The 13,805-nt window shown below is 65.8% G+C and carries 11 protein-coding genes; 6 read left to right on the top strand and 5 right to left on the bottom strand.

Going from position 1 to position 13,805, the window contains the following annotated elements; translation table 11 throughout:
* Positions 1-139: 139 nt before the first annotated feature.
* Positions 140-2,095: an N-6 DNA methylase gene (locus Q0082_RS02085; protein WP_298189313.1), complete on the bottom strand. Its 1,956-nt coding sequence runs from the start codon at positions 2,093-2,095 to the stop codon at positions 140-142.
* 340 nt (positions 2,096-2,435) lie between these two features.
* On the opposite strand from Q0082_RS02085, the gene Q0082_RS02080 reads away from it, so the two are divergent.
* A complete protein-coding gene (locus tag Q0082_RS02080; RefSeq protein ID WP_298189311.1) occupies positions 2,436-2,957 on the top strand; it encodes an HPP family protein in 522 nt (173 codons plus the stop codon).
* Here Q0082_RS02080 and Q0082_RS02075 read toward each other — a convergent pair.
* Positions 2,954-3,556: a polysaccharide biosynthesis/export family protein gene (locus Q0082_RS02075; protein ID WP_298189309.1), complete on the bottom strand. Its 603-nt coding sequence runs from the start codon at positions 3,554-3,556 to the stop codon at positions 2,954-2,956. The genes Q0082_RS02080 and Q0082_RS02075 overlap by 4 nt on opposite strands.
* Before the next feature lie 501 nt (positions 3,557-4,057).
* Here Q0082_RS02075 and Q0082_RS02070 point away from each other — a divergent pair.
* The 4 genes from Q0082_RS02070 (at position 4,058) to Q0082_RS02055 (ending at position 10,008) form a co-directional block, all read left to right on the top strand.
* A complete protein-coding gene (locus tag Q0082_RS02070) occupies positions 4,058-6,226 on the top strand; it encodes a polysaccharide biosynthesis tyrosine autokinase (protein WP_298189306.1) in 2,169 nt (722 codons plus the stop codon).
* A 703-nt stretch (positions 6,227-6,929) separates the two neighbouring features.
* Positions 6,930-7,967 carry a glycosyltransferase gene (locus Q0082_RS02065; protein ID WP_298189360.1) on the top strand — a complete coding sequence of 346 codons (1,038 nt, stop codon included), beginning with the start codon at positions 6,930-6,932 and terminating at the stop codon, positions 7,965-7,967.
* Positions 7,964-8,470 (top strand): acyltransferase, encoded by a 507-nt coding sequence (locus tag Q0082_RS02060; RefSeq protein ID WP_298189304.1) that lies wholly within the window; start codon positions 7,964-7,966, stop codon positions 8,468-8,470. Before Q0082_RS02065 ends, Q0082_RS02060 begins: the two co-directional genes overlap by 4 nt.
* A complete protein-coding gene (locus tag Q0082_RS02055) occupies positions 8,461-10,008 on the top strand; it encodes a hypothetical protein (RefSeq protein ID WP_298189302.1) in 1,548 nt (515 codons plus the stop codon). Before Q0082_RS02060 ends, Q0082_RS02055 begins: the two co-directional genes overlap by 10 nt.
* Before the next feature lie 9 nt (positions 10,009-10,017).
* Here Q0082_RS02055 and Q0082_RS02050 read toward each other — a convergent pair whose 3' ends face one another.
* Both Q0082_RS02050 and Q0082_RS02045 read right to left on the bottom strand, forming a co-directional pair.
* Complete coding sequence (locus Q0082_RS02050) at positions 10,018-11,280, bottom strand: DUF6596 domain-containing protein (RefSeq protein WP_298189300.1); 1,263 nt, start codon at positions 11,278-11,280, stop codon at positions 10,018-10,020.
* A 4-nt stretch (positions 11,281-11,284) separates the two neighbouring features.
* Complete coding sequence (locus tag Q0082_RS02045) at positions 11,285-11,647, bottom strand: YciI family protein (protein WP_298189297.1); 363 nt, start codon at positions 11,645-11,647, stop codon at positions 11,285-11,287.
* A 444-nt stretch (positions 11,648-12,091) separates the two neighbouring features.
* On the opposite strand from Q0082_RS02045, the gene Q0082_RS02040 reads away from it, so the two are divergent.
* Entirely contained in the window at positions 12,092-12,493 is a 402-nt protein-coding gene (locus Q0082_RS02040; RefSeq protein ID WP_298189294.1) for an OsmC family protein, read from the top strand.
* Positions 12,494-12,727: 234 nt separating this feature from the next.
* On the opposite strand, the gene Q0082_RS02035 is transcribed toward Q0082_RS02040, so the two are convergent.
* Positions 12,728-13,768 carry a hypothetical protein gene (locus tag Q0082_RS02035; protein WP_298189291.1) on the bottom strand — a complete coding sequence of 347 codons (1,041 nt, stop codon included), beginning with the start codon at positions 13,766-13,768 and terminating at the stop codon, positions 12,728-12,730.
* Between the last annotated feature and the right edge of the window lie 37 nt (positions 13,769-13,805).

Genomic DNA, 13,805 nt, shown 5'->3' with positions numbered 1-13,805 from the left:
ACGATTACAGGGTCAAGGAAAATTTGCTTAGTGAGTTTGCGTTTCCTAGGGGCAAACCTACCACCTATGTTCCGCTCCAAGTTCTTGTGGGAATCCGCGTATGGGGGCCACCTCTAGGCACTAGGGCGAATCACATGCGTCAAGGGGATAAACGGGTACTTTTTACCGCTTTATTTGCAATTGCAAGAAAGTTGTTCGGAAATGGTGACCGATTATCGGTCCAAGATCCTTCAGAATTTGGAGACATAACGGACCATGCATGGTCCTCGAATCTCGCATGGGACAACCAAGAAAGCTTGTCTTCAGCAACTACATTTGGAGCAGCCAAATATCTAATGGTCGTATTTTTTTCTTTTTTTCGAGTTTTTATAAGGAAGGCAATTGCCACACCCGTTCCGATGCCGAAGACGTTAGATGCCCCAGAAATACCAGGTTCCTTGTAGTCGCCACCAAGATCAATCACGTGCACATGCGTAAAATCTTTGGATACGCACTTCCGAAAACCGTCAAAGGTTCGGCTATCGATGAAGCTACGATTAGTAACAAACGCCACCACCCCTTCATCACCAAGCCTGTCACTCGCCCAGCGGTAGAACCGCGCATACATATCATAGACTTTAGTTTTCTGCGCCGTGCTGGCCTTGATATACGTATCCTTGATGCGCTTATCGATGTGCGCATACGTCCGGTTCTTGTTGTTGTCGTTCTCGTTCTGCTGGTTGGCGTTATAGGGCGGATTGCCGATGATCACGCTGATCTTGCGGCGGTTCTGGCGCTTGATCCGCTCGATGTTCTGGTCGGTCAGGCTGCCCAGCAGATCGAACTGGTGCCCGGCATGGATGCCCAGCGCGTCCACATTGTCCAGCGTATCCACCAGGCACAGATTCTCGAACTCGGCAAACTGCCCGGTGATCGCCTGATAGGTCGCCTCGATATTCAGGTTCGCCACGTAATAGGGCAGGATCGCGATTTCGTTGGCGTGCAGCTCTTCCTTGTACTTGTGCCGCAGCTTGTCGCCGTGGCCGCGAAAGCTTTCCAGCAGCTCCACGATGAACGTGCCGGTGCCGGTCGCGGGATCGAGGATTTCCACGCCCCGGTCGATCAGGTTCTTGCCGAAATGCTTTTCGCACAGCCAGTCCGCGCTGCGGATCATGAACCGCACGATCTCACCGGGGGTATAGACCACGCCCAGCTTGTCCGCCGCCTTGGGATTGTAGACCTTGTAGAAGTTTTCGTAGAGCCCTTTCAGGAACCCCTGCTTTTCCGAATGGCTCTGGATCACTGCCGCCGTCGCCGCGATGCCGGAATAATAGGGGGCCAGCGCGCGCAGCAGGGTGGATTTCTCGCCCCGCGCAAACAGCTTGTCCTCCAGCTTGTAAAGCTCGCTCGCGATGTTGTTCTGCCGGTGGAAATCGGGGTTGTCGAAAACCTTGGCGAAGATGTCCTCGGTCAGGATGTGCTGGATCAGCATTTCCTGCACGTCGTCCGCGCTCACCGCCGGGTTGATCGCGTCCTGCGCATGTTTCAGAAACGCGGCTTCGGCCTTGGCAAAGTCCTTCGATGCCTTGCGCTTCTCGGCAATGATCGTGCGCAGCGCTTCCAGCACGGCGGGCAGGTCTGCGGCAAACTGCTTCACCGCCTTGTTGAAATCGGCGATTTCCTGCCGCTCGTGCGCGAAGAACCGCGTCAGCAGTGGCAGCAGCGCGTCGGTGTCGTCCATCGCCACGCGCATCTGCTCGTGGCCGTCCTGCACCAGCACGGCAGTATGGTCGTCCGAAAAGATGATGTTGTCGTTGGGATAGCCCTTGCGGAACTTGGCGGCCATTTCCGCATCAAGGTCGTCGTCGGCGTCCTTGGCCTCCCAGTAGCCGAACGGCACCCGCAGCGCATGGAGCAAAGCCCCGTCCACATAGATGCGGTTCTTCTGCGCCGTGACGATATCGTGCTCGGGAACGAACTGCAGGTCTTGTTGCCGTCCCCAGCGTTTCAGCAGGTCCTTGAATGCTTCGCGCAGCACGCTCTCGCGCCTGCTGCCAGATACGGCGCGCAGCCGGTCCAGTTCGGCGCGATATTCGTTGATTAGCTGGCGGCTCATGCAGATCCCCTGTCGCCTATCTCTGCCACCACCCGCAACGCTTTGCCAAGCCACCAAACTTCCGGGAGCGCGAGGGGGATGCCCCTCGCACTTCTGCCTGCCTGACCTTCCTGCAGAGAGCCACGCCCTGCACCACTTCGCGAGATGCTTTTTCCTGTCCTACACGGCCTGTTCCGGTCAACAAGCAGGCCATTATGTTTGAACCCCGCACGCACTGCGCCGAGTCGGCTTGGCAAGGCCGATTGATCGCCTTAGTCGATCAAAACCGCGCTATTGATCGAATGCAATTACTCCTCAGGACAGTGTCAACTGTGTCAACTTGTTCCGGTCAGGGACGGGCATGCGCGGCGTGACCGGTGGCATGACACCGCGCGCCGGCACGTTGCTGGGGATCTTCGCGCTGACGCTGCTGATCCTGCAGGGGCTGGTCTTCGCCTCATGGATCGCGGGCTTTGCGCTGATGCTGCCGTCGTGGGCCTCTAGCACCGCGCTGATTGTAGGCTGCCGCGATGTGCCCGCCGCGCGGCCACGTGCTGCAAGCCTCGGCCATGTGGTCTGCGGGGCGACCGGGATTGCCGCCTTTCTTCTCGCTGGCCCGGCCGCGCATCCGTGGGCGCTATGGCTGGCCGCGCCGGCGGTTGCCGTTGGTGTGGCGCTGATGTGGGTCTTGCGCTGCTATCACCCGCCGGCTGCCGCCAATGCCGCGATCCCGCTGTTCACGGCCGCGACGATGCCGGTCTATGCCGGGGCCGTCCTGCTGGCGGCGGCACTGCTGCTGCTTGCCGCCCATGCTTTCGACCGCGCCGACGGGGCCGGCAGGGCAGACGCGGCTCGCACCACAGGCGGGGCACCCACCGCCTAGAAGTAGCGCTGGCCGATCCGGATCGTATCGCCGGGGAGCACGGCCACTTGCGCGCTGCGCAGCGGCACAGCGCTTTCACCTTTGCCGGTCTGGCGGCGAAGGAACACCGTCTTCTCGTTGGCGCGATAAGTGAAGCCGCCGGCGCGGGCGATTGCCTGCTCGACCGTCATCCCCGAAGCATAGGAATACTCACCAGGACGGTTAACCTCGCCGAGAATGTAGAACGGCCGGTAGTTGAGCACCTCCACACTCACGCGCGGATCGTTGACATAGCCTTCGGCGAGCTTGGCGGTGAGTTCCTGCTGCACGGCCTCGATCGTGCGGCCCCCGGCAGCGACCATCCCGATCAGCGGAAAGGCCAGTGCCCCGCCCGGCGTGATGTTGTACTCCCCCGTGAGCGAGGGTTCGTTGAACACGGTGACGCGTACGCGGTCCCCCGCGCCGAGGTGATAGCTTTCAAGGCCTGCCGCGACATCTGCCGTCGAAATCGGCGGCGCACCGGCCCCTGCGCACCCGCCGACAAGGAGCGCTGCCGCGCCGACAATGGCGAGCGCCAGGTGGCGCCGCGTGCGCCGACCGCCATCGTGCTTGCTATCCATGCGAAATCTCCAATGCTTCTTCGTCGTTACCAGCGATGCCCCCAAGTCTATGCGGCGGGCGGCAAAGCGCAATCTCCCGGCCCCTTGCCGAATCCTCCGAGTTGGAGGTGTTCGTCCGGGGGGCAGACCAAGCCCCGAGCCGTCATCGCCGGGGCGCTCCTGCCTAGTATCGGCGCAGCCCCCCGATCCGGCCTATGGTGCATAAATCCTTAAGCATTCACCCGGATTTGCCCCGAGCCGAGCGATGCGAGATGCAGGACCGTACGAAGCTTCGGACTGCGCCCGCGAAGGCGCGCAGCGATCCCGTGATGCGTGTCGGCGCGCTCGATGCCTCCGGTATGCCTCCGCAGCGGATACGCTTCGCCTTCCCCGTCGCGGCCCCTTGCCTAGTCTTCAACCATGCCGGACGGGCGCTTTTCGCTCGCCGGTCGCAATGTACCAAATGGGTTTGCCAATCGCATGGGCGATCTGCGGCAGACCCTTCGACCTAGGAGAACAGGGGTGAACACCGCAGTCGGCCTCTATCGCAACGCAGGCGGCGTGCCCGGCATGGCACCTGCCCTCGCCTTCGAACCGAGGGTCCCTCCCCCGGCAGCGGACCGGGTGGACCTCAGGTTGCTGTTCGCGGTGTTCCGCCGCCGCCTCGGCGTGTTCCTGGCGGTCTTCCTGGCCGTGCTCGGCGCCGGGCTGGTGCTGACCGCGCTGCAGCCCCGCACCTATACGGCGCGCGCCGAAGTCACCCTCAACAGCCGGCTTCAGTCAGTCGCGCCGACGAGCGCGAGCGATGGCCCGCAGCAGGCCGCGATCCCGAGCGAAGGCTACGTCGATACGCAAGTCGCGGTGGTCACGTCCGAGGCCAATCTGGCCGCCGTGGCCGAAAGCCTCGGCCTTGCCCGCGAGACGCGCTTCGCCAAGAACGCCGCCGGCGGCCAGGCGGCTGCGCTGGCGTGGCTGCGCAAGGGCGTGGTGGCAACCCGGATCGGTTCGACCTACGGCATCGCGATCACCTTCGAGGATACCGATCCGGCGCTGGCGGCGCGGGTCGCCAATACCTTCGCGCAGCAGTACACCGCCGGCGCTCTCGACGCGAAGCGGCGCACGGCGCGAGCCACGACGACGACGATCGCCGAGCGGCTCGAACAGCTGCGCCAGCAGGCGCTTGCCGATACCGCTGCCGTGCAGCGCTACCGCATCGCCAACAACCTGCTGTCGACCACGATGGGCACACTCACCGAGCAGGAAATCTCGAGCTACAATCAGGCGGTCACTACCGCGCGGGCGGAAGCGAGCGAGGACGGGGCGCGGCTCGATGCGGCGCGGCGGCAACTCGCGCTGGGCGGCAGCGCAGGCGGCGTGGGCGAAGTGGCGGTTTCGCCAGCGATCGGCTCGCTGCGCGCACAGCAGGCAACCGCGGCGATCGAACTCGCCTCGCTGACCGCGCGCTACGGGCCGCGCCACCCCGATGTGCTGCGCGCGAAGGCCGCGCTCGGTGCGATCGATGCGCGGATTTCCGATGAGACGCAGCGGGTGATCTCGAGCCTGGAGGCGCGGGCGCGCGTCTCGCAGCAGCGGCTCGCCTCGCTCACCGGATCGCTGCAGCAATCGCGCGGCACGTTGGCGCAGAACAACGCGGCGATGGTCGGGCTGCAGGATCTGGAGAAGCGTGCCGAAACCTCGAACGCGCTGTACGAGAGCTATCTCAACCGCTTCAAGGAGCTCACCGCGCGCGAAGGAACCGAGCAGGCGGATGCCGATCTGCTTCACCCCGCGGCAGTGCCGCTGCGGCCGACGAGCCCGAACGTCACGCTCAACCTCGTGCTGTCGGTCGCGCTCGGGCTCGGGCTTGGCGTCGCGGCTGCCTTTGCGGCGGAGATGACGTTCAGCGGTCTCACCACCGGGGATGACATCGAGCAGCGGCTCGGCGTGCGCTATCTCGGCTCGATCCCCACGCTGGGTTCGGTCTGGCGGGGGGAGGAGAAAGTGCCGATGGCCGCGCTGCTCGAGGATCCGCGCTCGGCCTTTGCCGAAAGCTTCCGCTCGCTGCGCGCCTCGATCGCGATGAATACGACGCAGGCCCGGATTATCGCGCTGACCTCCGCACTGCCGGACGAGGGCAAGACGACGACCTCGATCTGCCTTGCCCGCTCGATGGCGCTTTCGGGGGACAAGGTACTGCTGATCGACGGCGACTTGCGCCGCCAGGGCGTCAGCCGGTTCCTGCGCGGCGATGCCGGGCGGCCGGGACTGATGGACGTGCTGTGCGGCCGTGCGCCGCTGGAGGCCGCACTGGTGGTCGATCCGGCCACGGGGCTCAACATCCTGCCGCTGGCCGAAAGCAGCGACAAGGCGCCCGAACTGCTCACTGGCGAGGAAATGGACAGGATGCTGGAGCGCGCGCGCGAGATGTTCGATGCGATCATCATCGATACCGCGCCGGTGCTGCCAATAGCCGATGCGCGGCTGATGCTGCGCAAGGCCGATGCCTCGGTCTTCGTGGTGCGTTGGCGCAAGACGCCCGAGGCCGCGCTGCGCTCGGCGCTGCGGTTGCTGCCCGATGACCGGGTGCAGCTGGCCGGCGTCGCCCTGACCCGGGTCGACATGCGCAAGCAGGCAAGGTTCGGCTATGGCGACGATGCGTTCTACCATTCGTATAAGCGCTATTATGCCTGAGGCGGCAGTCCCCTCCTCCGGCTCCCCCCGGCGCTCCGGAGATAAGGCAGGCAGCGACGGCGCCGGGACGACCCCATTCCTGCTCCACGACGGGGGGGGCAACGGCCAGGTGCATGTCGAGGTGCCGGGACCGGGAAGGCGGTTCGTCGCCGAGGCAGGGCAGTCCGCTGCCGGCAGCCCCCGCACGGAGACCCCCCTTGCGGACAACCAGCGCGCAAGCACCCGCCGTGTGGGCCGACTTGCCGGGTTCGATCTGACGCGCCTCGGCCTTGCGGCCCCGGCCGCCATAGCGCCCGAGCCGGCTGGCGCGGCCTTGCTGCCCGGAGCAACGGCTTCCCCGCTCGAAGCGGCGGCGGCTGCGGTCATGCAAGCGGCGGCCGCGGTCGAAGCGGCGGCAGGCACGGTTCACACGGCGGCAGCGGCTGTCGGCGTGGCGGCGCGCGCTCTGGCGCTTGGCGGAGCCCCAGCGCAAGCTGAGCGCGCTGCAATGAGCCTGCACGGAGCAGCGGCCGAAGCGGCTCACGATGGCGCATTTGCCATTGCACCGGGTGCGCTGATGGAGCGAGAGGGCGTCCTTCGGGAACCGGCACCGACTGCAGAAAGCGCGCTGCGCCCGGCGATCATCCACCCGGGCGCGGTGGCGCCCGTCGATCCGCGCGGGCGTTTCCGGCGGGTGGCGATCATCCACTACTGGCTGGTGACAATGCGCGGCGGCGAACGCGTGCTTGAACGGCTGCTGCAGCTGTTTCCCGAGGCCGACATCTTCACCCACGTCTACGATCCGGCGGCGATGTCTGCCGCGATTCGGGAGCGCACGGTGCGCACCAGCTTCATCCAGCGGCTGCCGGGCGCACGCAAACACTATCAGGCCTATCTGCCGCTCATGCCGATGGCGCTCGAACAACTTGATCTGCGCGGCTATGATCTAGTGATCTCGAGCGAGAGTGGCCCCGCCAAGGGTGTGATCCCCGCGCCCGATGCGCTGCACCTGTGCTATGTCCATTCGCCGATGCGGTACTTGTGGGATCATTACCACGACTACCGAGCAGAGGCCGGCTGGCTGAAGCGCGCGGTCATGCCGGTGCTGTGCCATGGCTTGCGCCAATGGGACACCAGTTCGGCTGCGCGGGTCGACCGGGTGCTGGCAAACTCCAACTTCATCCGCGAACGCGTGGCCAAGGCCTGGCGGCGCGAGGCCGACGTGGTGCATCCGCCGGTCGATCCGGCGCTGTTCACACCGTCGGATGCGGTGGAGCCGGGCTATCTCTGGGTCGGCCAGCTGGTGCCCTACAAGCGCGCGGACCTTGCCATCGACGCCTTCAATGCACTGGGCTTGCCGCTGACGGTGGTGGGCGATGGCCCTCAGGCGGCCATGCTGAAGAAGCGTGCCGGGCCGACGATCCGGATGATCCCCCGGCTCGATTTCGCCGCGCTGCGCCAGGCCTATGCCCGCTGCCGCGCGCTCGTGTTCACCGCCGAGGAGGATTTCGGCATCGTCCCCGTCGAAGTCATGGCCTCGGGCCGCCCGGTCATCGCCTATGGCCGGGGCGGCGCGCTCGATAGCGTGGTGGAGGGGCGCACCGGACTGTTCTTTGGCGAACAGACCACCGAAGCGCTCGTCGAAGCCGTACAGAAGCTCGAGCGGTGGCTGCCACATTTCGATCCGGCTGCGGCTCTCGCCCGCGCGCAGGACTTCGCGCCCGAACACTTTGACGCGGGCGTGCTGGAGGCGCTGGCGTGAAACTGCAACCGCTCAACCGTCTGCGTACCGTGCTGACCGTGCTTCGGCTGCGGCTGCGCGGTGATCGGCCGGGCCGGCGCTTCTTCGTCCACAGCGGCTTGCCGCGCATCGAGGGGCGCGGCCGCATCGCCATTGCCGAGCGCGTCAACTGGAGCTGCCACGGCGCGCCGGTGGCGGTCGAAGTCGGGCCCGGTGCCCTGCTCGAGATCGGCGACAATTGCCGCATCGGCCCACGCTGCGTGCTCGCCGATACCAACCACCATCCAGTCCACGGAGGCCAGAGCGTGCGGGTGGCGCCGGTGAAGCTCGGGCGCAACGTCTGGCTCGGACGCGGGGTCATCGTCATGCCCGGCGTCAGCATCGGCAATCATGCGGTGATCGCGGCGGGCTCGGTGGTGTTCTGCGATGTCCTTTCGCGCGAGGTGTGGCGCGGCAAACCCGCAGCCTCCGTGATGCCGGTGCCCCATCAACAGAGTTCAGGAAGGGTGCGGCAATGGAACTGACCTTCATCGGCGCAGTGCAGGTCCTCGTTGGGCTCGGCCTGTTCATCGCGGGTTCGGTCGAGGCGATGTTTGCCTTTGCACTCGTCTCGGCGATGTTCGGCGGATCGGCGGCGATCCTGCTGCCAGTGCTCGGCGGCTCCTCGATCCCACCGGTACAGTTCGCGCTGCTGTTCATGGCGATGCGTCTGGTGGTGCCGGGTGCTGGCCAGATTGCGGAGCTGGGCCGGGCGCTGCGGGCCAATGCCTGGCTTGTCGGCTTCGTTCTCTACGGCGTGGTCATTGCCTTCATCGCGCCGCGCCTGTTTGCCGGGCAGATCGATGTCACCCCGCTGCGCGGCCGGGTCGAGGCGCGCTATGTCAGCACGCTTGCCTATGTCTATGCGGTGCGCCCGCTGGCCTTCTCCCCGCAGAACCTGACCACGGCTGTCTATCTGCTTGGCACGCTCCTCGCCGCGCTGGCCAGCTTCGTCGCCTGCCGGGGCGAGCGCGGGCGCGTGGTGCTGGTGCGCACGCTCGCCCTTGTCGCGATGGCCCATGCGCTTACCGGGATCGCCTCGGTCGTTCTCAAGGGCACGCCGGTCGAAGCGCTGCTCGGGGCCTTTCGCAATGCAAGCTATGCGCAGCTCGACCATTCTTATCGCGGCTTCGTGCGGATGACCGGGCTGTGGCCCGAAGCCTCGAGCTTCGCCAATTACGGCCTCGTGCTGTTCGTCTTCGCATTTGAATGCTGGCTCCGCCGTATCGAAGCGCGCTGGACGGGCCCCGCCGCCGCACTGCTCGCTTCCGCGCTCGTGCTCAGCACCTCGAGCACCGCCTATGCTGGCTTGCCTGTCTATGCCGTGCTGTTCGTCATGCGCGGCCTGCTCTTCCCCGGCGCGATTCCGGCGGACCGTGGGCTGTGGATCGGCGGCGCGGTGCTCACGCTGGTGGCGCTGGGCAGCGCGGTGATGATCTGGCAACCCCATCTCGCCGACGCCTTTGCCGGGATGATCCGCCACATGACCGTGGACAAGGGCGAGACGCTCTCCGGGCTGCAGCGCCGCTTCTGGGCTTGGCAAGGAATCGATGCCTTCCTCAAAAGCGGCGGAATCGGCATCGGGCCAGGCAGCTTCCGCTCCTCCAGCCTCGCAACAGCGGTGCTGGGCTGCACCGGCGTGTTCGGCGCGGTGACGCTCTCGCTGCACCTCCTCACCGCGTTCGGGCCGCTGCGCCAATCGACCTGGACGCCTGTCTCGAGCCCGGCGCTTTCCACCGCTGCGGCTTGCGCCTGGGCGATGGTCATGGCTGTCGCCATGGCCTCGATCCTGTATCCCACCTGCGATCCGGGCACCGACATCGCCTTTCTGAGTGGCGCAGCACTGGCGCTGCGGCGGCAACAGGCGGCTGCGCGCGCAGCCGCGGCACCCGGCCCGATCGACGAAATGCCGATCCTCGCCGCGACCTCGCCGCAGCCCTTCATGCTCGCCGCAGCAGGCTCTCCGCGCGGTTTCGTCCTGCCCGAACCGCTAGTCCTCGATAGCGCGCTGGAGATCGCCTGACCGGCACCCTCACCGGCTTTCATCCGGGCCAGAGCTAGCGGCGGCGAAGCGATAACCTCCGCCAAGCAGGAAGGTGCGGATGGCCGGATCGGCGCTGAGGCCGGCGGCGGTGGCGGCAGCGGCAGCCGCACCTTCCGCATCGCCGGCCAGCCATGACACCCGAGCCAGCGCGGCCCACCACGGCTGGTAGCTGCTCACACCCTCCATCGAGTGCAACTGTTCGAGTGCGGGGCCGCTCGCGCCGTTCTCGGCGTGGGCGACGGCGCGGGCGACCATCACGCCGGTGGTGGGTGCGAAGCCAGCCAGCACATCGTAGAGCCGGGCGAGCGGCGCAGTGAAGCGTTCACCGGTCATGCGCTGATGCGCGTGGAGCGACTGGATCGCAGCCTCGGTCTGGAAGCGGCCGGGAGAAGCCATCGCGGCGGCGCGGCGAAGCGCAGCTTCGGCTTCGGCCACCATCTCGCGCGACCACAATCCGGGATCCTGTGCATGGAGCGCCACGAACGTGCCATCGGGCGCGCGGCGGGCGGACTGGCGCGCCTCGCAATGGAGGATCAGCGAGAGCAGGCCGAGCGCCTCGGCCTCACCGGGCAGGAGTTCGGCGGTAAGGCGGGCGAGGAACAAGGCTTCGCTGCGCAAGCCGGCAAGGCGGGTATCGGCACCCAGGGTATCATCCCACGCGGTGCCATAGGCGGCATAGATGGCCGACAGCACGCCGCCCAGGCGCTGCGGCGCCTCAGCCAGATCAGGGACGGCGAAGGCGATACCGGCATCGCGGATCTTGCGTTTGGCGCGCACGAGGCGCTGGCCCATCGCAGTACTGCTGACGAGAAAGGCGCCGGCAATGCGCGCGGCATCGAGGCCGAGCACGGTCTGCAACATGAGCGGCGCCTGCGCATCGGGATCGATGGCGGGGTGCGCGCAGACGAAAAGCAACGCCAGACGCTCATCGCCGAAGGGGCTTGTTTCGGTATCCTCCCGCTCCTCGGCGAGGAGTGCGAGGACATCTTCGGCGCGCGCGGCGGTGGCGGCGCGGGCCGACTGATGACCGGCGGCGCGGCGGGCGACTGTGAGCAGCCATGCTTCGGGATTGGCGGGCACGCCCTGCTCTCCCCACTGGGCGAGCGCGGCGGCGAAGGCTTCGGCCAGCGCATCCTCTGCCGCAGCGATATCGCGGGTTCGCGCCGAGACGAGCGCGACGAGCCGGCCATAGGACGCGCGCGCCGCTTGCTCGGCCATTGCGGCAGCGGGCGGGCGGCGCGCGGCGTCCATGCCTTCAGGCGCCGGGCGGGGGCGGCATGACCGGGCGGATCTCGACCGACCCGGCGGCGGCGCAAGGTGCGCGCGAGGCCCATTCAAGCGCGGCATCGAGATCGGGAACCTCGATCACCGCATAGCCGCCCAGTGCTTCCTTGGTATCGGCAAACGGGCCATCGGCGACGTGCCGCGTGCCATTGGCGATGCGCAGGGTGGTGGCCGTTTCGGGGACATCGAGCCCGTTGCCGCCCTGGAGAACCCCGGCCTGAGACATGGCGCCCATATAGGCCATCCATCCGCCCCAATAGGCTTCGGCTTCAGCCGGATCGCTGCCCTTGGCGCGCTCTTCAGGGATTTCGTTGTAGAGGAGAACATATTGCATCGGTCTCGTCCTTTTTGGCTGGGCCCGGCTGCGCTGCAACCGGCAAGCAGCATGGGCTGCCTGAAGGGGTGTGCGGTGAGGCGGTGCGATTTCGACCGGTGGGCAGAAAAATGTTTGGGGCGGAGGGAAGTTGACACAGTTGACACTGTCCAGAGCGAAAACATGAGCCCCCCGTGAAAGGCCCGCTTTCCATCTGATATTACGTGATAATCTGGCGAATGAAGGCTCTTTGACCAGAACAACCGGATCGGCGGGATGTTGGACATGTCTCGCCGGCGCCTTTTTGCGGCATCGCTGCAACGACGGTTCAAAGAGCGGTGCGGATGATGCGCGAAAGCGGGGGGTGTAGGAAAGGGGGTTTGTGCGCCCCTTGCCGACTGTTCGCTTGACCCTTGCCGGGGCGGGTGCTGGACTGGCGGAGGTGAGGATACGGCAGGAGCACGCATGATCACGGTTACGCGCATCGACACTGCAGGCACCCCGCATCGGATCACCGTGCGCGGGCACGAGTTCGTGACCGACATGACCCCGGCGGCGGGTGCGGACAACGAAGGGCCCGATCCGCACGAGATCTATGACGCAGCGCTGGGCGCCTGCAAGGCACTGACGGTGCTGTGGCTGGCACAGCGCAAGGGCATGGCGCTCGAGGATATCGAGGTCGTAGTCACGCGCGACGATAGCGAGGAACGCAATGGCATCTACCGCCTGCGCACCGCGCTGATGCTCACGGGCGACCTTTCAGGCGAGGAACGCGAGGCACTGCTGGCGGCGGCCAAGAAGTGCCCGGTTCACAAGCTGATGAGCGACGTGAAGACCGAGATCGATACGGTGCTGGTGGAGCTTTAGAGCACTTTCCGACCAATCTGGTTCACCGTGACGGAGCCGATTTTGGCGGAGTGCAAGAAGCGAGGAGGGAGCAATGCTCTCGCATTGTGACCGACGAGCGACGCGGCGATCGGCCAAAAGGGGCCCGCCGCGTCGCGGTTGCGTCAAGAAGCCCCTCGGACTTCGTCGCGCCGCTGGCACGGGCTACCAGCACGCACTGCGCGCCGCTCCTTGCCGAGAAGCTTCCTGACGCAATCACGGTGAGCCAGATTGATCGGAAAGTGATCTGAGCGCATTTGCCGAGCGGTGCCGCGCTTCGGCGCGCTGCTTGATGATGGTGAGGATATTGTTCTGGATGTCGCCGAGGAGGATCTCGCCCCAGAACGCGGCGTAGGCGTTGACGTGCGTCTTGGCGATGTAGTTCGTGCGCAAGGTCAGCCGGGTGCTGCCATCAGCCAGCGGGGTGAGCGTATAATCGCCGGTATCGATCTTGAGGAATTCGCCGTCGGGCGAGATGTGCTTGTCGGTGTAATCCTGCAGCGTGGTGTTGGGAAAGGCGAAGGACCAACCGAGCCGGCGGCCCGGTTGCCACTGGGTGATCCGCTCCTCGAAATTGATCTTGTCACCCCACCAAGCGGTGCGGACGGCGCCTTTGCGCATGGCCGTGATCGTGGTCGCGCGCGGCCGGGGCAGGCCGAGCACGTTCTGCGTGAAGGTCCACCGCCCTTCGCTTGGCGCAATATGAGGATTGGCGACGGCATAAGGCCAGATTTCCTCAGGCTGGGCCTTGATGACGACCTCGCGGGTAAGCGTGACGGCATCATGGGTGGCAGGGACCTGGCTTTCGAGCCCAGCGCTGAATAGTGGCAACAGGATCAGTGTGGACCGGAAGGTGTTGGGATCGACCGGCTGGTTGCGCCGGCGGCGCATCATGAGGGCGCCGAGCCAGCCGAACAGCAGCCAGAACGGGGCGAGCATGATGAGGCAGATCACGCCTTCGTGCAGAATCATGATCGACCCCACGACAACGATCATCCCGAAAATGATCGGTACGCCGGCGTAGAACGAGGCCGGCCGGGTGCCATCGGGATCGCCGACATAGCAGATCAGCGCGCAGAGATAGGCGGGCAGGAAGGCGAGGAACCACAGGCTGCCGAAGACGGCGCTGGTGGCGCTGCTGGCATTGATCAGGACAAAGACACAGAACGCGAAGGCGAGGGCCAGAGTGAAGCCGGCCATGACACGGCCGCGGCTGTAGCGGTCATGCTTGACGGGTGGGGGGCGTGGGCTGTCCATGGTTCCTCCTGCGTGAATATTCCGATGTTTCTGTAAC

The sequence above is a fragment of the Novosphingobium sp. genome (assembly GCF_027489515.1).
Taxonomy (GTDB): Bacteria; Pseudomonadota; Alphaproteobacteria; order Sphingomonadales; family Sphingomonadaceae; genus Novosphingobium.
The sequence above is the reverse complement of the archived record's forward strand: the minus strand, read 5'-3'. Positions and strand labels throughout refer to the sequence as shown.

What these genes read in the sequence shown, in the direction of transcription:
- Q0082_RS02085 (WP_298189313.1), bottom strand. Translation starts at nt 2,095, where the DNA reads ATGAGCCGCCAGCTAATCAACGAATATCGCGCCGAACTGGACCGGCTG.
- Q0082_RS02080 (WP_298189311.1), top strand. Translation starts at nt 2,436, where the DNA reads ATGCGCGGCGTGACCGGTGGCATGACACCGCGCGCCGGCACGTTGCTG.
- Q0082_RS02075 (WP_298189309.1), bottom strand. Translation starts at nt 3,556, where the DNA reads ATGGATAGCAAGCACGATGGCGGTCGGCGCACGCGGCGCCACCTGGCG.
- Q0082_RS02065 (WP_298189360.1), top strand. Translation starts at nt 6,930, where the DNA reads ATGCGCGGCGGCGAACGCGTGCTTGAACGGCTGCTGCAGCTGTTTCCC.
- Q0082_RS02055 (WP_298189302.1), top strand. Translation starts at nt 8,461, where the DNA reads ATGGAACTGACCTTCATCGGCGCAGTGCAGGTCCTCGTTGGGCTCGGC.
- Q0082_RS02050 (WP_298189300.1), bottom strand. Translation starts at nt 11,280, where the DNA reads ATGGACGCCGCGCGCCGCCCGCCCGCTGCCGCAATGGCCGAGCAAGCG.
- Q0082_RS02045 (WP_298189297.1), bottom strand. Translation starts at nt 11,647, where the DNA reads ATGCAATATGTTCTCCTCTACAACGAAATCCCTGAAGAGCGCGCCAAG.
- Q0082_RS02040 (WP_298189294.1), top strand. Translation starts at nt 12,092, where the DNA reads ATGATCACGGTTACGCGCATCGACACTGCAGGCACCCCGCATCGGATC.
- Q0082_RS02035 (WP_298189291.1), bottom strand. Translation starts at nt 13,768, where the DNA reads ATGGACAGCCCACGCCCCCCACCCGTCAAGCATGACCGCTACAGCCGC.